The 23,795-nt window shown below is 60.6% G+C and carries 21 protein-coding genes and 1 tRNA gene; 9 read left to right on the forward strand and 13 right to left on the reverse strand.

Features of this window, described 5'->3' with window-relative positions:
• The first annotated feature begins 20 nt into the window (after positions 1-20).
• Positions 21-1,925, forward strand: coding sequence for a redoxin domain-containing protein (locus KF757_08795; protein ID MBX3323072.1), 1,905 nt, complete (start codon positions 21-23; stop codon positions 1,923-1,925).
• Positions 1,926-1,930: 5 nt separating this feature from the next.
• Here KF757_08795 and KF757_08800 read toward each other — a convergent pair whose 3' ends face one another.
• The 5 genes from KF757_08800 to KF757_08820 all read right to left on the reverse strand — a co-directional run bounded on the left by KF757_08800 (position 1,931) and on the right by KF757_08820 (position 6,304).
• On the reverse strand, positions 1,931-2,950 hold the full coding sequence (locus KF757_08800; GenBank protein MBX3323073.1) for a polyprenyl synthetase family protein: 1,020 nt from the start codon (positions 2,948-2,950) through the stop codon (positions 1,931-1,933).
• 6 nt (positions 2,951-2,956) lie between these two features.
• Complete coding sequence (locus KF757_08805) at positions 2,957-3,823, reverse strand: class I SAM-dependent methyltransferase (GenBank protein MBX3323074.1); 867 nt, start codon at positions 3,821-3,823, stop codon at positions 2,957-2,959.
• Between the two features lie 67 nt (positions 3,824-3,890).
• Positions 3,891-3,976 (reverse strand) — tRNA-Leu (locus KF757_08810).
• A 48-nt stretch (positions 3,977-4,024) separates the two neighbouring features.
• On the reverse strand, positions 4,025-4,777 hold the full coding sequence (gene kdsB / locus KF757_08815; protein ID MBX3323075.1) for a 3-deoxy-manno-octulosonate cytidylyltransferase: 753 nt from the start codon (positions 4,775-4,777) through the stop codon (positions 4,025-4,027).
• Between the two features lie 6 nt (positions 4,778-4,783).
• A complete protein-coding gene (locus KF757_08820; protein ID MBX3323076.1) occupies positions 4,784-6,304 on the reverse strand; it encodes a hypothetical protein in 1,521 nt (506 codons plus the stop codon).
• Positions 6,305-6,408: 104 nt separating this feature from the next.
• Between KF757_08820 and def the strand changes: the two genes are divergently transcribed.
• From def to KF757_08835, 3 genes are read left to right on the forward strand one after another with little or no spacing between them, the layout of a single operon-like run.
• On the forward strand, positions 6,409-6,966 hold the full coding sequence (def, locus tag KF757_08825; protein MBX3323077.1) for a peptide deformylase: 558 nt from the start codon (positions 6,409-6,411) through the stop codon (positions 6,964-6,966).
• A gap of 18 nt (positions 6,967-6,984) precedes the next feature.
• Positions 6,985-7,965 carry a methionyl-tRNA formyltransferase gene (gene fmt, locus KF757_08830; protein ID MBX3323078.1) on the forward strand — a complete coding sequence of 327 codons (981 nt, stop codon included), beginning with the start codon at positions 6,985-6,987 and terminating at the stop codon, positions 7,963-7,965.
• Positions 7,962-8,534 (forward strand): hypothetical protein, encoded by a 573-nt coding sequence (locus KF757_08835; GenBank protein MBX3323079.1) that lies wholly within the window; start codon positions 7,962-7,964, stop codon positions 8,532-8,534. The genes fmt and KF757_08835 overlap by 4 nt, the downstream gene beginning before the upstream one ends.
• On the opposite strand, the gene KF757_08840 is transcribed toward KF757_08835, so the two are convergent.
• From KF757_08840 to KF757_08850, 3 genes are all read right to left on the reverse strand, one after another.
• A complete protein-coding gene (locus tag KF757_08840) occupies positions 8,465-9,121 on the reverse strand; it encodes a hypothetical protein (GenBank protein MBX3323080.1) in 657 nt (218 codons plus the stop codon). The genes KF757_08835 and KF757_08840 overlap by 70 nt on opposite strands.
• 130 nt (positions 9,122-9,251) lie before the next feature.
• A complete protein-coding gene (locus KF757_08845) occupies positions 9,252-10,496 on the reverse strand; it encodes a serine/threonine protein kinase (GenBank protein ID MBX3323081.1) in 1,245 nt (414 codons plus the stop codon).
• A 32-nt stretch (positions 10,497-10,528) separates the two neighbouring features.
• Positions 10,529-11,065, reverse strand: coding sequence for a sigma-70 family RNA polymerase sigma factor (locus KF757_08850; protein ID MBX3323082.1), 537 nt, complete (start codon positions 11,063-11,065; stop codon positions 10,529-10,531).
• Positions 11,066-11,382: 317 nt separating this feature from the next.
• On the opposite strand from KF757_08850, the gene mutS reads away from it, so the two are divergent.
• The gene (mutS, locus tag KF757_08855) at positions 11,383-14,088 is read left to right on the forward strand and encodes a DNA mismatch repair protein MutS (protein ID MBX3323083.1); all 2,706 of its coding nucleotides are present in this window, start codon (positions 11,383-11,385) and stop codon (positions 14,086-14,088) included.
• 96 nt (positions 14,089-14,184) lie between these two features.
• On the opposite strand, the gene KF757_08860 is transcribed toward mutS, so the two are convergent.
• Positions 14,185-14,718, reverse strand: a complete 534-nt coding sequence (locus KF757_08860) for a hypothetical protein (protein ID MBX3323084.1) — start codon at positions 14,716-14,718, stop codon at positions 14,185-14,187.
• Between the two features lie 60 nt (positions 14,719-14,778).
• Between KF757_08860 and KF757_08865 the strand changes: the two genes are divergently transcribed.
• From KF757_08865 to KF757_08875, 3 genes are all read left to right on the forward strand, one after another.
• Complete coding sequence (locus tag KF757_08865; GenBank protein MBX3323085.1) at positions 14,779-15,867, forward strand: aldo/keto reductase; 1,089 nt, start codon at positions 14,779-14,781, stop codon at positions 15,865-15,867.
• 599 nt (positions 15,868-16,466) lie between these two features.
• Complete coding sequence (locus tag KF757_08870; protein MBX3323086.1) at positions 16,467-17,126, forward strand: PEP-CTERM sorting domain-containing protein; 660 nt, start codon at positions 16,467-16,469, stop codon at positions 17,124-17,126.
• 219 nt (positions 17,127-17,345) lie between these two features.
• Positions 17,346-17,996, forward strand: coding sequence for a PEP-CTERM sorting domain-containing protein (locus KF757_08875; protein ID MBX3323087.1), 651 nt, complete (start codon positions 17,346-17,348; stop codon positions 17,994-17,996).
• 78 nt (positions 17,997-18,074) lie between these two features.
• On the opposite strand, the gene KF757_08880 is transcribed toward KF757_08875, so the two are convergent.
• The 4 genes from KF757_08880 to KF757_08895 all read right to left on the reverse strand — a co-directional run bounded on the left by KF757_08880 (position 18,075) and on the right by KF757_08895 (position 22,095).
• Entirely contained in the window at positions 18,075-19,556 is a 1,482-nt protein-coding gene (locus tag KF757_08880) for an extracellular solute-binding protein (protein MBX3323088.1), read from the reverse strand.
• A gap of 11 nt (positions 19,557-19,567) precedes the next feature.
• Entirely contained in the window at positions 19,568-20,422 is an 855-nt protein-coding gene (locus tag KF757_08885) for a carbohydrate ABC transporter permease (GenBank protein MBX3323089.1), read from the reverse strand.
• Between the two features lie 2 nt (positions 20,423-20,424).
• Positions 20,425-21,330, reverse strand: coding sequence for a sugar ABC transporter permease (locus KF757_08890; GenBank protein ID MBX3323090.1), 906 nt, complete (start codon positions 21,328-21,330; stop codon positions 20,425-20,427).
• A gap of 75 nt (positions 21,331-21,405) precedes the next feature.
• Positions 21,406-22,095: a hypothetical protein gene (locus KF757_08895; GenBank protein MBX3323091.1), complete on the reverse strand. Its 690-nt coding sequence runs from the start codon at positions 22,093-22,095 to the stop codon at positions 21,406-21,408.
• Positions 22,096-22,246: 151 nt separating this feature from the next.
• Here KF757_08895 and KF757_08900 point away from each other — a divergent pair, with 151 nt between their 5' ends.
• A complete protein-coding gene (locus tag KF757_08900; GenBank protein ID MBX3323092.1) occupies positions 22,247-23,713 on the forward strand; it encodes a POT family MFS transporter in 1,467 nt (488 codons plus the stop codon).
• The last annotated feature ends 82 nt before the right edge of the window (positions 23,714-23,795 follow it).

The following is a 23,795-nucleotide window of genomic DNA, read 5'->3' on the forward strand; positions in this document are numbered from 1 at the left end:
CGTGTACACTGGCGCATCCCATGCCCCTCCCACTGGCACATCTCGACGCCTGCGATGGCTGGCTCAACATCGCTGCACAACCCCCCCGCGCGACCGACTTCCTCGGCCGCGCCGTCATCGTCCACTTCTGGGATCGCGCCAATCTCCAAAGCATCGACGACGCGCTCCAGATCTCCGCCCTCGCTCGCCATCACCACAGCCGCGGACTCGTCGTCATCGGCGTTCACGTCCCCTCACCAGGCGCGCCCGCCTCGCGCCGCATCGTGCGCGCCGCAACCCTCCAGGCCGGCATCACTCACCCCATCGCCCTCGACACCCAAGGCCGCATCGCACGCGCACTCAGCATCCGACGCCTGCCAACCACACTCTTCATTGACCCCGCTGGCAACATCACGGCCCAGCTCGCCGGCGAACACACACGCCAAGTCCTCGAACGAACACTCGGCCAACTCACAAACCCCGTCGCTCCTATAAACCCCGCCATTCAACCTGTGCCCGAAGACCCGTTCGCCTCACCTTCGGGCCTGCGCTGGCCCACAGCCGTGCTCGCCCAGACCCCCAGCATCGGTCGCGATGGCCGACTCTTCATTTCCGACACCAACTCCAGCCGCGTCATCATCGCCGACTGGCCAGACGATGCCGGCTCGTGTCGAGCCACGTGGATCATCAACCGCGAAGGCACCGCCTCGCTTGGCATCTCGCGCCCCCGAGGCCTCGCCTTCGACGCCCAGCGCGAAATCCTCTACATCGCCGATAGCGGCTCACACCGCATCCTTCGCGCAAATCTCCGCGATCACACCGTCAGCACGCTCCTGGGCGACGCCACCCCCGGAACCGATCGCATCGGCGGTTCCTCCGGCGAACATCAACCCATCAACACCCCCAGCGATCTCGCCCTCGACCCGACACGCAACAAACTCTTCATCGCCATGACCGGCCTGCATCAAATCTGGGCTCTGGACCTCTCCACCCTCGTCGCAAAACCAGTCATCGGCACCGGAGACTCCGGCGTCATCGATGGCCCCGCCAATGTCGCCCGCCTCGCGCGTCCTGCCGCAGTCCTTCTCACCCCCGATCGCAAGCGGATCATCATCGCAGACGCCCAAGGCCCCGCGATTCGCGAAGTCGAACTGGCTGACCGCACCGTGCGCACCATCATCGGCACCCCCGCCGAACAAGTCGGTACCACGCTCTCGATCATCGGCAACCGCGATGGCGTATTCCCCGACGCCCGCCTGGCCATGCCCACCGCTCTTGCCGACTGGATCGAGCCCAATCTCGCCGCCGTGCTCGACACCGACAACAACACTGTCCGCATCATCGATCCCAACGCCCGCAGCATTACCACCCTGCACACGCCAATGACCCTTCACCAGCCTCAGGGCATCGCCCTCGCCCAACGTCTGCCGAGTGCTACCACACCAACTCGCCTCTTCATTGCCGACACCGCTGCCCATCGCATCCTTCAGTTCGACCCCGCATCAAACACCGCACACGAACTGCGCATCTCAGGCCTCGCCGCTCCGGGTGATACCGTCGCCCGCATCCCTCCGCACGCCGAACGCGCAGCCATGAACACGCCCCTTGGTCGCCCGCTCGACCTCGAAGTCGGTTGGACACTACCCGAAGGTTTCTCACTCAGCGATCAGGAACCCGTAGTAATCCGCATCACCGCCGCTCACCGCGATGACACGCTCGATCAGGTGCTCGTTCAGCGGACATGCGCCGGACTGCCAGGCACACTGACCGTCCCGATCGTGCAGCACGACACCGTACTGCTCGTCGAGCTCGCGCTTGCCGTCGAGCACCGCACATCGCCGCGCTGCAACGTCCTCGCCCACGCCTGGCGCGTCCGCTTCGGCACCGATGGCGGCGAGCCACGCCTGATCGCTCACTTCAGCCCGCTTGCCCCTGTCCCGGCTTGAACCGTTCAATACGCCCGATTCACCGCCGCACGCGCCAGATGCTCCAGAAGATCCCGCGCCTTGCTCGGCTCGATCGCGCTCAACATCGCGCACGCCTCCGCAACCAGTCTCTCCGCCTCACCCTTCGCGTGCGCAATCGATCCGGTCGACTCGAGCACCGTCGCGAGTTCCACCGCCGCGCCAGGCCCATGCCTCGCCACATCTTCCAGTACGCCCAGCGTCCGCGCCCGCTGATCCACCGTCGCTGCCAGCAAATGATGAATCATCGGCAGCGTGAGTTTCCCCTTCTCCGGATCCTTGCCCGTGTCCTTCCCGACCACCGCAGCACGCCCAGTCAGATCGAGCAGATCATCCTGAATCTGAAACGCCGTCCCCAGACTCATCCCGAACTGCTCGAACAGATCGCACACCTCCGCGCGCGCCCCCGACGCAATCGCCCCAAGTCGGCACGCAGCTCCGATCAACGCGCCAGTCTTGCGCCGCACGATCTCGTAGTACGTCCGTTCGTCGATCGAAAAATTCTCCCGGTTATGCAGCTGCAGCAGTTCACCGGCACACATGTCCATGCTCGCCTGCCCCACCACCAGCGAAGCCTCGCGCTGCGAAACCTGACTGCACAGGTGAAACGCACCCGCGATCAGGTAATCGCCCAGAATGACCGCCGCCTCATTGCCTCGCAATCGGTTGACGGTCTGCCCGCGCCGCCGCGTCTCCGCTTCATCCAGCACGTCGTCGTGCACCAGCGTCGCCATATGCACCATCTCGCTCACCGCTGCCAGCGTGATGTGCTCTTCGCTCACTCGCAGGCCATCGGGTTCGGCCGAACTCGCAACCCCGCACAGCAGCACCAGCGTCGGACGCAGCATCTTCCCCCGATATCGCTCCACATGCGCGCACAACTCCGACACCGGCGGCAACTCGCACCGCAAGTGCTCATCAAAACGCACCGACACTCGCTCCAGCTGGCTCGCGAGAAACAGCGCCAGAGGCTCAAGGTCCGAACTCAGATCCTTCAGTGCCTGCATCGAACCTCAGCGTAGGACACGCTTGTCCCGCTCGGCGACAACATAGCACACAAACGTCTGGCACGCCTCACCCTTCATCGTCGGCCTGAACACCCCGTTCCCGCCGCCCTTCCCGTCATCCCCTTCCCAGTACACCGTCACCTCCCCAAACCCCGCCTCGGCAAGCAACTCCCGAATCTCCGGCAGCGACCACACCCGCCAGTCATACCGAAACGCCCTCTCCATCTTCGTTCCATCCGGAAACTCAAAGTGGATATAGCACCGGACCTTGTTCGTGATCGGGTTGAACGTCGCCTGCTCCCAGACATACGTATAACCCTTCATTGCACGCTTCTCTTCAACCTCCAGAATCGACTCGCTCCCCCCATAAAAATCCAGAAAGAACACGCCACCCTTCCCCAGCGAGCGATGCACCGACCGAAAGTACTCCTTCATCAAAGCACGCGTGTCGAAGATCCAGTAACTGAAGTTCATCGCCAGAATGCAATCCATCCGCTTCGCATTCCCCGGCTTCAGCACATTCCGATTGATCAACTGCACACGCTCCTGCTCCTCGGGCGACAGCGACGCAACATGCCGCGCTGCGCCCCAATCCAGCGTCTTCTGATCGATGTCCAGCCCCACCGCCACATTCGTAAGCCTTCGACGCACCCACTCCACAGAACTGTTTCCCGTTCCGCAAAAATCCTCGCGCAGCCTCGAAGCATGCCGCCCGCGCAACTTCTTGTACACTCGATCAATGAAATCGATTTCCGCCACCACGTTCTGCACCGTGCGCTCATACAGCACATGCCGGTCAGCCGTCGCCGCGGTCAATGTCACAGCCTTCTTCTTGCCCGGTTTCGTCTGGCGCTTCGCAGTCGTTTTGCTCATGGGGCCGAGAGTGTAGCGAACCCGGCACACCTTCGCGCATAAAAAAAGCCCGCCAGACGGCAGGCAATGCGGATGAGAGGGCTCGAACCTCCACGGGATTTTACTCCCACTAGGACCTGAACCTAGCGCGTCTGCCAATTCCGCCACATCCGCGAACATTGGGCCCTAAGCCTAGACCACAACCACCCGGTCGGCAACGTCTCATAGGCCAACCTGGCCCGCCTTGTATCTCGACACAAACCGCTCATAGTCCGCCGGTGTATCCACACCCACCGAGTTCACCCTCTCAATCGCCACCGCAATCTCATACCCATGCTCCAGCACCCGCAACTGCTCAAGGGCTTCAGCCACTTCCAGAGGCGTCGGTTCCAACTCCACATACTGCCGCAGAAACTTCACCCGATACGTGTAAATCCCCACATGCCTCAGACGCCGCACCTCCCCACCATCGCGTGAGCAAGGTATCGGAGATCGCGAAAAATACATCGCTCGCTCGATCGCATCAAAACCAGTCCGCGTCACCACCTTCACCACATGCCGACTCACAAAATCCGACTCTTCCTCGATCGGCGTGGCCACCGTCCCCATGTCCGCCCCCGACATCTCCAGCACCCGGATCGCTGCATCCACCACCGCAGGCTCAAGCTCCGGCTCGTCCCCCTGCACATTCACCACCACCTGCTCATCCCCCAGACCAAGCACCTGCGCAGCCTCCGCAAGTCGGCTCGAACCATTCGGATGCGCCTCCGAAGTCAGCACCGCCTCCCCACCAAACCCCCGCACGCGCTCCGCCACCACCTCGGCGTCCGTCGCCACCACCACGCGCGTCGCCCGGCTCGCACGCGCAGCCTCATACACATGCTGAATCAGAGGCTTGCCCGTCTTGTCCGCAAGCACCTTCGCAGGAAACCGCGTCGATCCCAGACGGGCCGGAATAATGACCACCGCGTCCATCGCGTGTCAGTCCTTCAGTTCATCGAGCAACTTCTTGATCTCCGCCCGCTTCTCGCGAATGTCGCGATAACTGAACCTCTCCATCGCGATCCCCGCTGCCAGCTCATCCGCCTCTTCCGCAGAGTTCCGCTCACGCTCGCGCGACGCCTTGACCATCAGCGCCGCCATCAGGTAATACCGAAGCTCCAGCGCCAGTTCGCCGCGATCGTCAACCAATTCCGTAATCGCTCGCCGAAGCGTCGTGATGGCCTCCGACTCCCACCCACTCAGGTTCGAGAACGCACGGCCCATGTAGTACAGCACCATTGCCCGATTCTTCGAATCGCCTTGCGCTTCCTGAAAGTACTGGATCGAATCATCAAAACGACCAAGTTCAAACAGTTTCTTGCCCAGCAGAAACTTCAACTGTAGATCAGTCGGATAGTTCTGCACCCGCAACTCGAGCTCCGCCAGTTCAACCCGGTCCAGTTCCTTGTGCAACGATTCCACCCGCGCCTGCGCATCAACGTCATCGGGCTTCTTCTCCGCAATCTGCTTCGCATGCGCCAGACTCCGGCGCGCAAGTTGAATCTGAATATCTCCCGACTTCTGCCTGAATCGAAACTGCCTCGTCGTCTCATACGCAGAGTTGTACACCGTCATCGCCCGAAGATGGTCCCCAGCCTTCCCACGCTCCAGAAGGCGCTTGGCGTAATTGTCGATCGCAATGACATCTCCCGGCTTGTCCTGATATTCCTTTTCCGCCGCAACAACCAGCCGGTCCTTCTCGTCATCAGTCCGGACCATGCGGTCACCCGCCTCCAGATCCGCCTGCTTGGCCGCGTTGCGAATGTTCTTGCGAAATCCACCCTCCTGCCCGATCTGATCGAACCCCCCGCTCGCCATCGTCTGCTGCGCCATCATGTTTCGCACTTCAGCCTGCAGCGCCCCGTCCGACTGGTCCAACTGCTGGGCAATCACGCCCGCCTCCACCGCCAGCTTGAAGTTCTTGGCCGCGTTGAACACATCCATAAGACGCACAAACACGTCCTTGCGAGGCTTCTTTTCCCGCTTGGCCAGCGTAAACGCCCGCTCTCCGAAGAACCCCGCGATCTCTTCAGCGTTCACGCCCCCCGCAGCTTCCCCAGCCTTCAAATTCGCAATCATGTCCGCAGGCTTGAACGCCACCACGGTCAGTTCCGACAAATACCGCCGCACCGCGCCCTTGGCATCCGACGCAACCTTCGCAATATCCTTGCTCGGCACCTTCTTGCCGCTCGCATTCATGTACTCACCCGCAGCCTGCATCAGATTCTTAACCGCAGAGAGATCCATCGGATCCCATCGCAACCCCCGAAGCCACAACTGCACCGAGTACTCGAAGTTCGATGACTCGTACGTCGTCCGCGCGTGCCCGAAGAAGTTCGCCGCCTTGTCTGGCGAGAACTCATCCCCACTTTCGCCCGAACTCGAAGCGTCGCCCGCGTCATCGCCCTGCAGCGGCTTCTTTTCGTCTTCGTCCTGAGTCTTTTTGCCGAACAATGCCACGCCAAGCCCTCAAGCCAGTTAGGAACCCATTCTGCCGAGCGTCAGTCTAGGTCGCACATGCCCCCGGTGCCCCCGCCGAACCCTCTCCAGCGTACCATCGGGCCATGAACCCCGATCCGGCAACACTTCGCATCCGGCTCTACCCGGATCCCATTCTGCGGCAAAAGGCACAGCCCATCGACCTCTCCCCAGGCATTGCCGCCATTGCCAACCGCATGCTCGAACTCATGCGCGAAGCAAACGGTATCGGACTTGCCGCTCCTCAGGTCGGACTCCCCTGGAGACTCTTCGTCATCGACATCCCCGAAGGCGAAGACCGCGACCCGGGCGCCTCACCCCCGACCGCCACTCAAGGACCCATCGTCTACATCAACCCCGAACTCTCCCAACCCGCCCGCACCGTCGAGATTCATGAAGAAGGTTGCCTCAGCCTCCCCGACATCCATGGCGATGTCATCCGCCCCAGCGAAATCACCGTCACCGCAACCGACCTCCAAGGCAACCGTTTTTCACATCGCGCCACCGGGCTTTTCGCCCGCTGCGTGCAGCACGAGTTCGACCATATCGATGGCGTCCTCTTCCTCGATCGCATGGTACAGGCATCTCGCGCCAGCGTGCGCGCGCAGGTGCGAGAACTCGAACGACGCGCCGGTCTCCGCTGATCTCGCATATCCTGCATCATGCGACTCGTGTTCTTCGGCTCAGGTGCTTTTGGCCAACCCTCCTTCGAGTTTCTCGCCAGGCAGCACACCGTCCTCGCCGTAGTCACCCAACCCGACCGCCCCGCAGGACGGGGCTCTCACCTCTCTCCAACTCCGATCGCCACTTGGGCTGCGGACGCTCTGCCCGATGTCCCGCTGCTTCGCCCACCCTCAATCGCCGACCCCGATGTCGTAGCCCGCCTCCGCACGCTCGAAGCCGACGCTTTCATCGTTATCGCTTTTGGCCAAAAACTCGGGCCAAACCTGCTCGCCGATCGCTTCGCCATCAACCTGCACGCTTCACTCCTGCCTCGCTGGCGCGGTGCAGCACCAATCAACGCTGCCATCCTCGCTGGCGACGCCGAAACCGGAAATTCCGTCATCACACTCGCCAGTCGCATGGATGCGGGCCTTATTCTCAGCCAGTCCACCCGCCCCATCGAGCCTCATCTCACCGCTGGCGAACTTCACGATCTCCTCGCCAGCGACGGCCCCGCCCTCATCGCCCGCGTCCTCGACGCCCACGCTTCGGGCACTCTGCACCCGCGCGAGCAGGATGAATCCATCATCACCCTTGCTCCCAAACTCCGTCGCGAAGACGCATGGGTCGATTTCAATGCCCATGCCCGACAGGTCCGCAGCCGCATCCACGCGCTCACCCCCTGGCCCGGGGTCGCCATTTCCATCAATTCAGCCCAACTCAAGATCCTCCGTGCGAAATCGCACGACACCCATACCGATCAATCAATCGAAACCGCGCCCGGCATCCTCCTCGACCCCGACCATGGCCTCATCGCCTGCGCACATCGCTCCGCTCTCGAACTGCTCGAAGTTCAGCCCGCCGGAAAGAAACCCATGACCTGGCAACAATTCCGACTCGGCAAACAATCCCTCACGAGAGGCGTTCAGGTCGCCTCGGTCGTTCCACCCGCCCCGATCACCCCCTCAACATCGCCATGACCACTCTCTGGGATCTTCTTCGCCATCCGATTGCGCCCAGGGCCAAACTCAAGCCCCTTGCGCCATCGCTGCGCCCAGCATCGCGCCAGATCTCACGCGCACGCCCCGCACAACTTCGCTATGAAACAATGCAGCGCGAAATGCTCTCGCGTTATCAGATTCGCGTGCGCAAATGGCGCAACAGCACCTCCGGCGTCGCGTGGCAGGTCACCTATCGCGATGGCACAGTCGCACGACTCATCGAGTCCCCACGCCCCTGTGGACCGGTCTCCGCAGCCGTATTTCTCCACGAAATCGGACACCACGCAATCGGGTTCAATGTCTTCTCTCCACGCTGCCTCGAAGAACGCCAGGCCTGGTGCTTCGCACTCGATCAGATGGAAGCCTGGAACCTGACGATCACCGATGCCGTGCGCAAACGCGTCCACCAATCACTCGTCTACGCTGTTGCAAAAGCACGTCGCCGCGGGCTCAAAAGCCTGCCCGCAGTCCTCGTGCCTTATCTGCGCGAAACCGAAGGCGGAACCTTCCTCGATCCGCGTTCCAGCGACGCCAATGGACCTTCCTGACCAAGCCTGACCACACCCACAGAACTGCTCAGACGCATCGCGTGATCGCGCGCCCACGAACCCAGACTCAACATCACGATCAAGTTCCACAGCACCACCGCCGCGCCGAGCAGATACATCGGGTTGCCGGGCGCCAGCGGACACACACTCGCAATCAACCCCGCCAGTGCAGTCTGCGCCCCAACCGCCGCACTACTCGTAGCAGCACACAGCGACAACCCCATCACTCCGCTCGCCGCCGCGATCGACAACGGCAGCACAAACCGATCAAGCAGATGCGCATCAGTGAACCCCGCCACATCAACCAGCCCCACGATCAGATGCCCGATCAGACCTTCCAGAGGCTCGAACCAGAATCCAACCAATCCCGCCAGCCCGGCTGCAAGCAGCACAGCCCCGTTGAACACCCGCCCAGAAAGTAGAAAAATCCCAAGAAAAACGCACGAAAAAACAAAACCGACCCCAAACGCCGTTTCGACGAGCCCACGCTCCCACGATGCCAGCGCCACCAGCCCCAACACCCCCAGACTGCCCGCCCAGACCACCGCTCCGATGGCATTCAATCGTCGTATCAATTTGTGATCCATCGCGAGAGTTCTCCATTGTCGCCTCGCAACGTATCGACACAATCGATCTTCGATTTCATATGCACCGCCCGCACCATTCGCCCAGGCCGCACCAGACGCACACTTTCTGCTTCTCTGCGTCCGAGAACAGTCAATCCGTACCCACAATGACCGGTTCGCCATTCCCGCGCAAACGCTCGATCTCGCGTTCTGCCTCCTCAAGCCGTTCGATCAGTTTGGAGCGTTCGCCAGCGAAGTGATCGCGCTCCGATGCCGCGGCACCCAGCAGCTTGCTCTGCACGTTGAACATCAACGTCATCGTCACCGCAAACGCCAGCACAAGCACAAGAAACCCGCTCGCGACCAGTGACTGCAACCAGTACCGCTGCATCGACTTCTGAAGCAGATACCACGCACTGTCTCGCTTGGCCTCGATTGCTTCCCCAGCCAGGAATCGCCGCACATCGCGCCCCAGTTCACCCGCCGTCTGATATCGGCCCGCCCGACTCTTGCTCAGTGCTTTGAGCACGATCGCATCCACCTCCGAGTGAATCCCCTTGGCCCGCAGACTCGGGCGCACCGGCTCCACTTTGGCGATCGAATCGAGCACATCACGCAAAGACCCATCCACCTTGTACGGAAACTCCCCGACCAGCAACTGATACAGAATCACACCCAGCGAATACACATCCGTCCGCACATCAATTTTGTTCGACTCCCCCAAGGCCTGCTCCGGGCTGGCCCAAGGGATCGAACCCACGAACTGGCCCGTCATCGTCATCTGCGTCACCGTGGACTCTTCAGACCCGTTTTCATCACCCGTCAGTTTGGCAAGTCCAAAATCAAGCACCTTCGGCACGCCTTGCGGATCCACCCGGATGTTCCCCGGCTTGAGATCGCGATGAATTACGCCTTGCAGGTGCGCCGTATTCACCGCTTCACACACCGTCGCAAACAGCCCCAGACGATCCAGCACCGTCAGCTCCATCAACTTCACATGCTGATCGAGCGGCAAGCCCGCCACATAGTCCATCACAAAATAGCAGCACCCCCCGCAACTCCCGCTGTCATGAATCGTCACGATGTGCGGGTCGTTCAACTGCGCAAGCACCTGCACCTCGCGCTCGAAGCGCGCCAGGTCGTGCTCGCCGGCGAACGGCCCCTCGCGCATGACCTTGATCGCGACCTTCCGCCGCGTCGCTTCCTGAATCGCAAGGTACACAACCCCTTGCCCCCCGCGATGGATCTCCTTGAGCAGGCGATAGCCCGGAATCGACCCGCCACCAGGCCCACGCGTCCCTCCCACCACGCCGTGCTGCGCCTGAATTCGGGCGGCTTCAATCAGATCCGTCTCTAACGAGCGCGGAGGAGTCGGAGAACTCGGGCTCGTTGACATCGAAATCCTCTCTCACACGCGACTCTTGCCAATCAACCCGCATCCGTGAAGAACCGCGATGCCGCGCCCATCGACTCCTTGAGCCTCTCGTGCGCCCGCGCCCGAAGCATGTAGATCGCCCCCGCAGAGCGTCCCAACTGCTCGGCAACTTCTGCCGCGCCAAGACACTCCAGATCGTAAAGCCTTACCACGCGCTCATAATCAGGAGGCAAGGTGCCGAGCGCCGCCTCCAGAAACTGCTTGGCCTCATCCTTTGCAGCATGCCGACTCGGTGTCGTATCCGACGACCCCAACATCTCAACCAGCGCCACAAATGAATCCGAGTTGCCCTTGGGCTGTACTTGCCGCCTCGGGTCCGGCCTCTTGGCAGCCTGCAACCCACGCACCGCATCGCGCAGATTGTTCTCCGCCACATGCCCCAGCCATGCCATAAACGAACCAGGCCCACGAGACTGAAACTGATTGATCAGCAGGAACGCCTCCAGGTAGGTCACCTGCATCACGTCGTCCTCATCGAGCGCGGTTCGCCACTGAGCCCCGATGCGGCCCTTGACCCGGTCACGGACCATGGGTCCGAAAATCCTCAGCAGATCACACAGAGCCTCCTCGTCCCCCGCCACCGCGCGCGAAACCAGTTGCTCCTCATTCATGTCCGATTGAAGCGGATTCGACACGTTCACCCCACCAGTTCTGCACATCCGTGCGACACCCATAAACCCAGCACCAGACAGTGTACAAATATCCCGGGCCGCGTCAAAGCCCACTTTCACGTCCTGATCAAAATTCCACGCACCCCTCCCAAAGTCCCCACACCCTCAACAAGCGGTTTCCGAACCTCCCGCTCACACCTTTCCCTCCTCCCACACACTTTCCTACGCTCTCAACCGTGTCCAGAGACCCACGCGACTCCCCAGCCATGCGCCAGTACCTGGCCATGAAGCAGCAGTACCCCGGCTGCATCCTCTTCATGCGCGTCGGGGACTTCTACGAACTTTTCTTTGACGACGCCGTCCTCATGAGCCGCGCCCTGGGCCTCACCCTCACCGAACGCCCCGCCGGTGTCCCCATGGCCGGAGTTCCACACCACCAACTCAACACCTACCTCAAGCGAGCCGTCGATCAGGGCCTTCGCATCGCCGTCGCCGACCAGATCGAAGACCCCGCCGAAGCCAAAGGCCTCGTCGAACGCGCCGTCACCTCCGTCATCACGCCCGGCACGCTGGTCGATGAATCCCTCGTCCGCGACGATCGCACCGCCCACCTCGCAGCCGTCGCCTATGTCGATGACCTCACCATCGCGGCTGCTCTTGTCGATCTCTCGACGGGCGTCTTCCGCGTGCTCGACTCACGCACCATGGGCGCGCGCACAACGATCGACTCTCTGGCACGCTTCGGCATCGGCGAACTTCTCTACGCCGAAACCGCCGACGGCCGACTCCCCCCACGCATCGCCGAACTCGCCGAACCACTCGGTGCCGCACCCACGCCTCGCCCCGCATGGCACTTTCGCACCGACGAAGCCATGCAGGCCATTCGCCAGCACTTCCACGTTGCCGGAGTAGAAGGTTTCGGCCTCGCACCCGACGACCCCACCATCCCCGCCATCGGCGTCATCCTTCGATATCTCGAAGAAACCCAGAGCCTCGGCCGATCGCCCTCCGATGCACGTTCAGGGTCTGAGTTCCAGAATCAATCGCGCTCGCTTCTCCACCTTCGCCCACCTCAGCGCGAAACCAACGACCACATCTGCTGCATCGACGCAGCCTCTCTCCGCTCACTCGAAATCGAACGCACCATCCGCAGCGAACTCATCGAAGGCTCGCTGCTTGGCATCTTCCTTCGTCCCGCACACACCAAACGCTCGCTCTTCCGCACGCCCATGGGCAAGCGACTCATCAGAGACTGGCTCTGCGCGCCGAGCCGCGACCTTGACGAAATTCACACGCGCCAACGGTGTGTGCAGGTCTGCGCGACCGACACTCACACCGCTGACGATCTGGCCACTGCCCTGGCAGGCATGCAGGACATCGCACGCATCGCCGGTCGCATCGCACTCGGACGCGCTACCCCCCGCGATCTTGTCGCACTCGCGCGCTCCGTCTTGTGCATCGAGCCCGTCATCGACGCCATCCGCCTCGCTCCAGCCTTCAAAGCCCAGTTCGACGCGCTCACCGCCCTCCTCGACACCATCGCCCCCGTCGCTGCCGAAATCACCCGCACATGCGTCGAAACTCCCCCTCACCACCTGCGCGAAGGCGGGCTCATTCGCGATGGCATCGACCCTGCCCTCGACGAAGCACGCACCCTCGCCAACGACGCCAGCACCTGGCTCGCCGACTATCAGGCCCGTCTCATCGCCGAGCACGATCTGCCAAGCCTCAAAGTCGGTTTCAACCGTGTCTTCGGCTACTACATCGAACTTCCCTCCGCACAGGCACGCCGCGCCCCCGACGCCTTCAGCCGCAAACAAACCCTCAAAAACGCCGAGCGCTACATCACACCCGAACTTCGCGAGTTCGAGCACAAGGTCACCACAGCCGAATCCCGTGCGCTCGAGCGCGAACGCGCCCTCTTCGCATCACTCTGCACCCAGGCCATGGCCATCGTCAACCCTCTCGGTCACTACGCCGACATCATCGCCTACCTCGACACCGTACTCGCCCTCGGCCAGAAGGCTCAACTTCTCAACTGGACCTGCCCCGAAGTCGTCGCCCAGCCCGGCATCGACATTCGCGACGGACGCCATCCCGTCCTGGCCGAAACTCTCGAAACCCCCTTCGTCCCCAATGACCTCACACTCGCAACCGACGGCGAAGCGCCTCTCGCACTCATCACCGGCCCGAACATGGCCGGCAAAAGCACATTCATCCGCCAGACCGCCCTCCTCGTCCTCCTGGCTCAAACCGGCAGTTTCATTCCCGCTTCGAGCGCCCGCGTCGGCATCGTTGACCGCATCTTCACCCGCGTCGGTGCCGACGACGCCCTCCATCGCGGGCAGTCCACATTCATGGTCGAAATGATCGAAACTGCCAACATCCTCAACAACGCCACCAGCCAAAGCCTCGTCATTCTCGATGAAATCGGCCGCGGCACCAGCACACTCGATGGCCTGAGTCTCGCGTGGGCGATCACCGAACACCTCGCCGCCCTCGGCCCGCTCACACTCTTCGCCACGCATTACCACGAACTGACCGACCTCGAAGAACGCATGGGCGGAAAGGTTCGCAATCTCCACGTCGCGGTGCGCGAATGGGAAACAACCCCAGGACGCCCCGAAATCGTGTTCCTGCACGAAATCCGACCGGGCAGAGCCGATCAGTCCTATGGCGTTCACGTCGCGCGCCTCGCCGGCGTCCCCACGCCAGTCACCGACCGCGCCCGCGAAATTCTCGATTCACTCGCTGTTGAGCACAACGCCGCACCTGTCGCCCGTTCACGCAAGAAAGCGGATACACGCCCGCAACTCTCGCTCTTTACGCCGTCCGAGCCACACCCGGTGGTTGACGATCTACGCGAAGTCAAGATCGAATCGCTCACCCCGCTCGCAGCCTTCGATCTCCTGCGCGAACTGGTCCACCGCGCCAACTCCTAAAAGAGGCCCAAGCGCAAGCGCGGTCGCATACCAATACGCAAACGCAAGCGCACGCCCAATCGCAATCACCCCACCCCCTCGCATCCCTCTCCCCCTTCAAGTTCTCAACTCCGCAAACATCCCCTCCACTCTCCACGCTCCGCCGCACTCCGGGCACACGGTGCATCCATCGTGCTCAGCCGCCAATCCCACCAGTTCATACCCGCACACCAGACACGCCGGCTCCGCCTTCGTAAACCGCGCAAACTCGCGCCGAAGCTGCCAACGATCGATGCGGCTTGATAAAAGCACGCTGGTGATCAGCACAATTGCAACACATACTGCCATTGCCATCTGCCACCACGCCGTGTTCCCATTGACATGCTCCTCTACCCCAAGAGCGCAAATCAAGGCGCTCAGACTCACAATGACCACAACCAGACTCAGCCAGAAAAACTTCTGCATCCGACGCCCCCACATCGTCCGCTGGATCAGCCGCCGACCCGAGCACACATACGCCTGCGCGGGTGAAAGCCCGTCCCGACCGCTCGACAGTACAAATGATCGAAACGCAGCCTCAACCTCACGCGGCTTCTGTCGCTTCCCTCGATCATCCTCATACTTCCCGCTGATCCAGATCTGTCGCGCCATCAGGCCCTCACTGTCTAAACTCCCGCACATCCCCACACCAAACCCCACAGAGGAACCCCCATGTCACTCGCCCACTATGTCACCCTCGGTCGATCCGGCCTCCGCGTCAGCCCGTTCTGCCTCGGTGCCATGACCTTTGGCAATGAGTGGAGCATCGGCGTTGGGCCCGAAGAATCCTTCGCCCTCATCAAAGCCTACATCGACGCCGGCGGAAACTTCATCGACACCGCCAACATTTATAACAACGGACACTCCGAAAAGATCCTTGGCGATTACTTCACCAAAGGCCCAGGCAAGGGAAAACGCGACCGCATCGTCATCGCCACAAAATTCATGGGCAACCTCTACGCTGGCGACCCCAACGGCGGCGGCGCGAATCGCAAGAGCATCATCGCAGCCTGCGAACAATCGCTCCGTCGCCTCCAGACCGACTACATCGACCTCTACCTCGCACACTTCTGGGACCAGAACACGCCCATCGACGAAACCATGAAAGCCCTCGATGTCCTCGTCCAGCAGGGCAAAGTCCGCTACCTCGGATTCAGCGATCATCCCGCGTGGGTCTGCGCTCAGGCCCAGTACGAAGCCATCTTCCGCGACTGGACGCCCCTCGTCGCCCTCCAGATCGAATACTCCCTTCTTGAGCGCACCGTCGAAGCCGAACTCATTCCCATGGCCCGCGCACTCGGACTCGGCGTCACCCCTTGGAGCCCACTTCGCGGCGGCGTTCTCTCGGGGAAATTCCGCCGCGATGCCAGGCCCTCTGATCAGACCCGCGTCAAGGAAGACAGCAAGCACCTCACCGATCGCGCCTACGACGTCATCGACGCCCTCGTCGCAATCGGGAGCCAGATCGGTGCTTCGCCGGCTCAGGTAGCGCTGCGGTGGGTGCAGGATCGCCCGGGGGTAGCCAGTACGATCATCGGTGCTCGCCGCCTCGACCAACTCGCCGACAACATCGCTGCACTGTCGATCACGCTTTCTCCCGAGCACACACGCCGACTGACTGAACTGACTGAACCAACCCTGCCCTTCCCCTGCGATTTTCTCAACATGGTCAAATCCGGCATCCATGGCGGGATCACCATCAACGGCGAAACTCCCGACCCTTGGCCTCTGCAGCCAAAGACCGACGGCGAGCGGTGGTGAAACAACCAGAACTAAGTGAAATTGCCCCAGTCCTAACGCCTCGCCTGTACGAGAAACCAGCATCAAACGTGATTATCGGTCCATTTCTCTTGGCCCATTGTGCTTTTCCCTCTTGAAACGCTCACAACCACCTGTTTCGGTGCCTGTCCGCCAAGTTTGGAGGAACCGGCGTGTCGGCTTGTCAGGATCGCACTCCTATCTATAGATCCTGTATGCAGTTGTGATATCACTCCATTCCCGCCGCATCATTTCTCTGGCTATGCGACTGCTGAGCCGACTGGGCAGGATGGGCAAGAATTTGACTCACCGATAAGATTTTTTCGCGCTTTTGCTGGCAGAATTCAAAACAAGGGTTGACACCGGTACATGGGGTCTGGTATTACTACTCTCTGTCAGGAAACCGGAGGCTTGTGTTTTCCGCCATAAGCCAACCGAGTCGTAGGACGAGTCATAGGGAAAGTTGAGAGAGACAAGGCTTCCCCAAGACATTCAGGATTCAAGCCGTGCATCCGCGCCCGGCTGGATGGAGATGGGAGTGACGTCGGATAAGTGTTCGGCGTCGAGAGTAGAGGATAGTTCGTTTTTTAGGAGATTGAGACATGACGAAGCTTGCTGTTCTTGCTGTTGCTGGTCTGGCTGCCGCCGCCAGCGCGAATCCGCACCTGAGCGCGACCAATGGCAACGCCATTGCTCCGACCCAGGTCGTCAACCTGCTCGACGTTGCTGATGTCAGCCTGTCGAACAGCCGTTCCAACGAGTGGAACATCCAACTCACGTTCAATCAGGACATCAACTACACCTTCGGGTTCCCGAACGCCACCGTGTTCGTGATCGATCTGGCTGCAGTCGTCGGCAAGCCCGCCGGCGCCGAAGCCTACATCCACGCGATCGGTTGGAACACGACTCACACCGCGTTCAGCCCGTCGTGGCTCAGCGAGTTCCGCATTGAGTTCACCGACGCTGGTGCCACAACCGGCGTCGGCCTGAGCCCGAGCGGCACGGCTGGCTCCGGTGGCCCCGAGAACAACAACTCGGGCGGCTCGAAGGTTGACCTCGTCGGTCTCGGCCTCGACTTCACCCTCAACCCGGGTCTCCTCCACCTGACCCTCTGGGACACCTTCAACGACTTCGGCGGCGGCAACGAAGGCGTGCTCCTCGCGGGCAGCTGGGTTTCCATCGGCACCAAGATCGTTCCGGCCCCCGGCGCTCTGGCCCTCCTCGGCCTCGGCGGCTTGGCCAGCATCCGTCGTCGCCGCTAATCCGGCTTGACGGGTCACCACTCATCTGAGTGATTCACAGCCCCCGTCCTCGTGGCGGGGGCTGTTCATTTTGTCCCATTCCATCTCTTCTCATTGACAACGACGCCATATCTCGGTATAAACAAATTATTGAGGATATAGATGTCGCAATTCAGGCCCGGCTCAATGCGTGATATTGATCGTCAATCGCCAGTTTTGCCTGTCCCAGGAGAAAAAATCATGATGAAGCGCGTTGCTCTCGCTGTTGCTGCCCTGGTAACTGCCGCCCATGCAGATCCGAACACTCAGCCCAATACTGCTGCCACTCCTCATACTCAGGTCGTCAACGCAGACAATCTGTTCAGCATATCGGTGTCCAATACCCGCAATGGAACTCCCGCAAATATCCGTATCACGTTCTTGCAAGACATCAACTACACCTACGGCTTTCCAAACGCCGTCGCCTTCAATATTGATCTCGCTGCTGCTGCGGGATGGATACCGGAACCGGCTCACATTTATGGCCTCGAATGGGACTTGACTCACACTGCCTTGAGCCCCTCATGGCTCAGCGAGTTTCGCATCGAGTTCACAGACAAGGACATGACCACAGGGTTCTCGATCAACCCCAGCTCCACCAACACGCCGGGAACCGAGACCAATACCTCGGGGGGTCTGGTTGACCTGATCAGCCTCGGTCACGACTTCTACGTTCAGCCGCCCCACATTCTTCTGACGCTATGGGACACAGTCGATGACTTCGGAGGCGGCGTGGAAGGCATTCTGCATGCCGGAAGCACCATGACACTTGCTGTCAAGTTCATCCCTGCTCCGAGTACACTGACGTTACTCTGTATTGGCAGTGTCGCAGCGATGCGCCGTCGCCGCTGAGGTCGGACTGGCCAATGGATCCGGTGTCTCGTGCGAGCCCGCCGTCGTTTCCTTCTTGACGACGAGTGTTGTTGCGGTTCACCGCTTCGCCGGAGGCAGTCCTTTGGCTGCACGATCTGCGTCGATGTGCGCATGCACCGCCGAGGCCGCCCGTCTGAGCACCACTTGCGGATCCACCCCGTTCCCCCCGCCCACCGTACCAGGCTGACGCAGGTATTCCTGAAGAAGGCTGTGAATCTCGGACTGCAACTTGTCCTGGTAGAGCCCGGTCGCGATCCACCCGGGTGCGCGGCCGATCTGCTCATCAATCTCCCATGTGTACAGCGTCCACGCTGCCCGATCCTCGAACTTCGATTCAGGCATCGGCTGAATTTCGTATGTCCCCGGCCGCGTCTCACTCTCAAGCCCTCGCGTCGACCGATACGCCGAAGAGTGCAGCACATTCAGGTTGGCAGGCGGGGCAACCCGCAGGCGATCCCAATAGGCTTCGGCCTGTGCATCCTCGACAAGCCACGAGATCATCGACCAACCCGCTGTCTTGTTCTTCGCGTTCGTGCTCATCCCCCAAAGCACCGCCCCCGTCACCACCGCAGGCACACGCCCCCGCGGCACGGGCACCACGACAAAATCGAAGTTGGGGTTGTCGTTCTCGAACTTCGGCACGAGCCACGACCCACCATAGAGCATCGCCACGCGCCCGGCGGGGAAGAACACGGTCGGACCGGTCCCGCCCTCCTGTCCGAACGAAGGCCTCCACGAGCCATCCACAATCAAATCGCGCAGGAACAGCAGCGCATCAACTCCGGCTTGCTGGTCAATGTACGTCGTGAGTTGATCTTCGCTCCAGAGTTGGCCTCCGGCTTGTGCGAAGAAGTTGAAGAACGGCCATGACCAGATTTCGAGGTCAAAGCCCGCAATCACAGCATCCGGGTTTGATGTGCTCGGACCAAAGAGAGTGCGCCGCGGGCCTGTAAGTTTGCGTGCTGCGTCGCGTACATCCTGCCAAGTCCAGTGTTCGCTTGGATAGGTGAGGGGGCTGTCGGGGTTTGCAGCGTTGTACTCGTCGAAGAGGGTGCGGTTGAAGTACAGGCCGTACATCGCGTTATCCTCGGGCAGCGCATAGAGCACTCCATCGACCATAAGTTCGTCGATGAGCCTCTGTGGAAAGCGATCGAGGCTGGGCAGCCCGAAGCGGCCGTCGTTGATGTAAGGGGTGAGGGGTTCGAGCATGCGCCGCTCGACGAACTGGCGGTAGTAGTCGATGCCGAGGCGCATGACCTCAATGCCTTCGCCCTTGGCGTGCCATGCGTTGTACTTGGCGAAGATGTCGGGGTGGCGTTGATAGTCAACCTGCACCGGCGCGATGCGCTCGTAGCCGCGGGCGTACTGGTCGCGAAACAGGCGATCTTCAAACGGCATGCCCCAGACCGCCATAGTGATCGGCGTGCGCCCCGCTGCGGCGCGCCCGCCTCGCACGCCTGTGTCGGTGACGAGGCCTGGAAGTATCGTCGCGGCAGTTCCTGCTGCCAGGCCGAACAGGACGACCAATGATGTGCGCACGAATCGATCTCCTATTCCTTGAGCCCGGTCATTGCGACGCCCTGCACGAAGGCCCGCTGTGCGAGGAAGAACACCAGAACGAGCGGAACAACAAGCATGGTCCCCGCGGCCATAGTCACAGGCCACGCGCTGAAATACATGTTGTTCGACAGATCCGCAATCGCCAGCGGCAGAGTCTTGTTCTTCAGAGAGTCAATGACGATCAGGGGCCAGAAGAAACTGTTCCATGAGTTGACGAAACTGAAGATTCCCAGCGCCGCGATCGAAGGCCACACGATTGGGCGCACGACCATCCACACGATATCGAACTCGCCCATGCCGTCCATTCGGGCAGCGTCGATCAGATCATCGGGCACCGATGAGATCGCCTGCCTCATATAAAAAATGCCGAACCCGCTGACAAGGAACGGAACGACGAGCGCCTGAAAGTTGTCGACATATCCCAACCAAGAGCAGATGACATACGCAAAGATAAAGAAGACCTGAATGGGCAGCATCATCGTGGCGAGCGTCATGCCAAAGAGAATGCGTTTTCCACGAAAGCGCAGCTTGGCGAACGCATACCCCGCAAGCAAGTTGTGCGCCACTGCAAGAACCGTCGTGACAACCGCAACGCTTGTACTCATCCAATAAAAATCGCCAAGTTGGGCGGTTTCGAGTGCCTTGCGATAGTTTTCCCATTGCCAGCCGTGCTGCGGCAGGATAGTGGCCAGCGTAGGCATCTGCCCGGCTTCGAGGTCGGTCTTGAGGCTGGTGAGCACCATCCAGACGAACGGGATGAGCATGCTCAGCGCAAAGGCGTACACCACCACGTGAGCGATCGCCCGCCACACCACCCCCGGCCGACTGAACGCGCGACTATCCATGGTCAGCGTGTCCCCCTTCTGCGGCCGAACCACGCCAGTTGCCCAGCTGTCGCCAGGAGCGTCATGGCAAAGATCAACACTCCGATGGCGGCTGCATACCCATACGCGCCATACGTGAACTGTCGGTAGATTTCGAGATTCAGAACGGTGGTGTAGGGAGTTTCTGATCGCCCGGTCATGATGAACACGAGGTCGAAGACCTGAAGCGCGCCGATGACGCCAGTGACCAGCAGAAAAGTGGTCATCGGACCAACCATCGGCCATGTGATGCTGCGCACGACTTCGAAGCGAGATGCACCGTCGAGAGCAGCGGCTTCGTACAGGCTTCGCGGGACACTCTGGAGCGACGCGAGATAGAGCACCGCGCAGAACCCGATGCTGCGCCAGATCTGCACAACCACGATCCAGAACAACGGCCAGTACCCATCGATAAGCCATCGCGGCGTCGCCGAAATTCCCAACCCACTCAGCGCCCAGTTGAGAAGCCCCGCTTCGTCGTTGAGCACCCACCGCCACACGAATCCGATCGCAACAATCGAGACAATCGTGGGCATGAAGATCATTGTGCGCACAAGGGTGCGGCCTCGAAACCACGGCGCATCGAGCAACACCGCAATGACAAACGCGATCAACACCGACACAGGAACCGTCGCAGCGACGAAGACAATCGTGTTGAAGATGCCGGCAGAGATGTTGGGATCGACCATCAGTCGGCGGAAGTTGGCAAGCCCCACCCATGTCGGCAGTTGCCAGCCGGTCTCACTGGTCCACAATGCCCCGCCGCTCCACTGAAAAAACCCGAGCAGCAACCCCGCAACAGTCGGCAAAAGCACAAACGTGGTCAGCACAATCACGGGAAGTGTGAGAAACCCGTAAGCGGGCACGTTGTGTTCGTTGACGCGAGCCACGATGCGGACAGTCCCTTTCGCCTGCGAGGACAAGAAACGGTGCGAACGATGAACGCTCGCTTGCACACCTCGACTTCAAGAACGACGAGCGCTCCCCACAAGCGCCATCCAACCTTCGTAATGCTGCCCGACGCTTTCCTGAGGCCCGACGAGTTTGATGAAGACATTGCCGCGCCCGGTTTGGACAATCGCCCCGAGCACAACCCACCCAGCACGCGGCGTGGCGACACCAGAACCCGGCATGCCATCCATGTAAGTGCCTCGAAGTTCAACCATTGTGACGGCAAGGCCATTGATCGTTTGCTGTTCTATCTTTGGCTGAGCGGTACGCCCGGTTGTGTCTGTGACCTGTGCTGCCCATCGGTTGATGTTCGCGTCGATCGAACCCCCAGCGACGCTGAATGTCGTCAGGCAGTCCCCGACGTGCAGTTCAGCAGCCCGCATCGCGTTAGCCGGTTCTACCGAACGCCAACCGTTCGGGATCGCGAACGCAACGCCGCCGACTTCAACAGTGTCCGAACCCGCGAGCCGACCCGCGGCTGCTGTGGTCGAGGCATCGCGATTGCGAACCGAATCCGCCAGATCCCGCCCCGCTGCTGCGGACTTGCCGAGCGAGGACTGGGGCTGATCGATCAGACTCGCGCCCGGTTGAGCATTTGAACTTGACGACTCCTCGCACCCGCCCAGGAGTGCGATCGCACCGCTGGCGGAGATCAACATGGCCACACTCGCTGCCAACCTCTTGGGGGACTGTTCAGGTTTCATGCCCACAGCGTAGCGAAGATTGGCGGCCGGTGCATGCGGTTTCTGCTAGGGGACGTGACTTATTCGGCGCGCGTTCAGGATCGGCCAAGCACTTGTGCGGGAGCGCGCGGGCCTCTATCCTGCTGCCTGCCCCACACATCGAGGAGTGCGCATGACCAAGTATCGCTCCACCCCGGACCAGAACCTCAAAGGCATGCCATCGGGTGTGCCATTCATCATCGGCAACGAACTGGCCGAGCGATTTTCGTTCTATGGGATGAAGGGGATACTTGTCACCTTTATGACTCTGCACATGCTCAACGCAATGGGCGAATCTGCGAACATGACTGAGTCTGAAGCCAAAGCCTGGTACCACGCATTCACCGGGCTTGCGTATACGTTTCCGATTCTGGGGGCACTTGTTGCGGACGTGTTCTGGGGAAAGTACAAGACAATCTTGATCATCAGTTTGATGTATTGCGTCGGTCATGCGTGTCTGGCGGTGATGGACTATGCCCCGGCAATGGGAATGGGCATGAAGCCGTGGCTGCTCGCAGGCATGCTCTTTATCGCGATCGGAGCAGGCGCAATCAAGTCGTGTGTGTCGGCGCATGTCGGCGACCAGTTTGGATCTGGCAACAAGCGTCTGCTTGCGATCGTCTTCAACTGGTTCTACTTCTCGATCAATGTCGGCGCAGCGGTCTCCAACCTGCTGACCCCAAAGCTCCTTGAAGGAATCAAGATCGGCACGGACACTCAAACCGGCGAGGCGATCGTCTTTGGAGGGCCATGGATCGCCTTTGGATTGCCTGGAGTTCTCATGGCACTCGCAACGTTCGTGTTCTGGCTTGGACGCAACAAGTTCATTCATGTGCCACCCGCAGGTTGGCAAAAATTCAAGCAGGAAACCTTCAGCCCAGAAGGGATTCAGGCGCTCAAGTCTCTGGCGCCCTTGTTTGTCGTATTCGTGATGATGTTCTGGGCGATTTTCGACCAGACTGGCTCCGCTTGGGTGCTGCAAGCGCGACAGATGGACAGAAACTTTCTCGGGGTCGAGTGGCTCGAAGCTCAGATTCAGTTCGTCAACCCCATACTCATTCTGACCGGCATTCCGTTCTTCGCCTATGTTGTGTATCCGCTGATGGGAAAGTTTTTTGACCCAACCCCACTACGCAAGATCGGAATCGGGTTCGTGCTCGCTGCACTCGCATTCGCAATCAGCGCCTGGATCGAATCACAGATTCAGTCGGGCAAGACACCGAACATCGGATGGCAGTTTGTGGCATACCTTGTGCTGACGGCGGCAGAAATTCTCGTGTCGATCGTCTGCCTGGAGTTCGCATACACACAAAGTCCTCCCAAGATGAAAAGCTTCGTCATGGGCATATATTTTCTCGGCGTCGCGGTGGGAAACTACTTCGCAATGGGAGTCAACTGGGTACTTGAGAGCACCAAAAACGCCGAGGGACAGACGCTGCTTGAAGGCGCAAACTACTACTGGTTCTTCGCAGCGATGATGATGATCACCTTTTTCGCCTATCTTGTCTTCGCCAAGTATTTCTACAAAGGCCGCGTCTACATCCAGGGCGAGGCAACCATCACCGCACGCGCCGAAGCCGAAGCACCCGACGCCCGATAGAACCGGTCCATCACCTGACCGACTTTCCCCGCGTGAGTTCCGCCGCGTTCTCTCGCTTGAACACATCGGACTTGAACTCGAT

It is taken from the genome of Phycisphaeraceae bacterium (assembly GCA_019636795.1).
GTDB lineage: Bacteria > Planctomycetota > Phycisphaerae > Phycisphaerales > UBA1924 > JAHBWW01.

Excerpts from the sequence above, each read along its gene's own strand:
- KF757_08795 (MBX3323072.1), top strand. The coding sequence starts at position 21 with ATGCCCCTCCCACTGGCACATCTCGACGCCTGCGATGGCTGGCTCAAC.
- KF757_08800 (MBX3323073.1), bottom strand. The coding sequence starts at position 2,950 with ATGCAGGCACTGAAGGATCTGAGTTCGGACCTTGAGCCTCTGGCGCTG.
- KF757_08805 (MBX3323074.1), bottom strand. The coding sequence starts at position 3,823 with ATGAGCAAAACGACTGCGAAGCGCCAGACGAAACCGGGCAAGAAGAAG.
- kdsB (MBX3323075.1), bottom strand. The coding sequence starts at position 4,777 with ATGGACGCGGTGGTCATTATTCCGGCCCGTCTGGGATCGACGCGGTTT.
- def (MBX3323077.1), top strand. The coding sequence starts at position 6,409 with ATGAACCCCGATCCGGCAACACTTCGCATCCGGCTCTACCCGGATCCC.
- fmt (MBX3323078.1), top strand. The coding sequence starts at position 6,985 with ATGCGACTCGTGTTCTTCGGCTCAGGTGCTTTTGGCCAACCCTCCTTC.
- KF757_08835 (MBX3323079.1), top strand. The coding sequence starts at position 7,962 with ATGACCACTCTCTGGGATCTTCTTCGCCATCCGATTGCGCCCAGGGCC.
- KF757_08840 (MBX3323080.1), bottom strand. The coding sequence starts at position 9,121 with ATGGATCACAAATTGATACGACGATTGAATGCCATCGGAGCGGTGGTC.
- KF757_08845 (MBX3323081.1), bottom strand. The coding sequence starts at position 10,496 with ATGTCAACGAGCCCGAGTTCTCCGACTCCTCCGCGCTCGTTAGAGACG.
- KF757_08850 (MBX3323082.1), bottom strand. The coding sequence starts at position 11,065 with ATGGTCCGTGACCGGGTCAAGGGCCGCATCGGGGCTCAGTGGCGAACC.
- KF757_08860 (MBX3323084.1), bottom strand. The coding sequence starts at position 14,718 with ATGGCGCGACAGATCTGGATCAGCGGGAAGTATGAGGATGATCGAGGG.
- KF757_08865 (MBX3323085.1), top strand. The coding sequence starts at position 14,779 with ATGTCACTCGCCCACTATGTCACCCTCGGTCGATCCGGCCTCCGCGTC.
- KF757_08870 (MBX3323086.1), top strand. The coding sequence starts at position 16,467 with ATGACGAAGCTTGCTGTTCTTGCTGTTGCTGGTCTGGCTGCCGCCGCC.
- KF757_08875 (MBX3323087.1), top strand. The coding sequence starts at position 17,346 with ATGATGAAGCGCGTTGCTCTCGCTGTTGCTGCCCTGGTAACTGCCGCC.
- KF757_08885 (MBX3323089.1), bottom strand. The coding sequence starts at position 20,422 with ATGGATAGTCGCGCGTTCAGTCGGCCGGGGGTGGTGTGGCGGGCGATC.
- KF757_08895 (MBX3323091.1), bottom strand. The coding sequence starts at position 22,095 with ATGAAACCTGAACAGTCCCCCAAGAGGTTGGCAGCGAGTGTGGCCATG.
- KF757_08900 (MBX3323092.1), top strand. The coding sequence starts at position 22,247 with ATGACCAAGTATCGCTCCACCCCGGACCAGAACCTCAAAGGCATGCCA.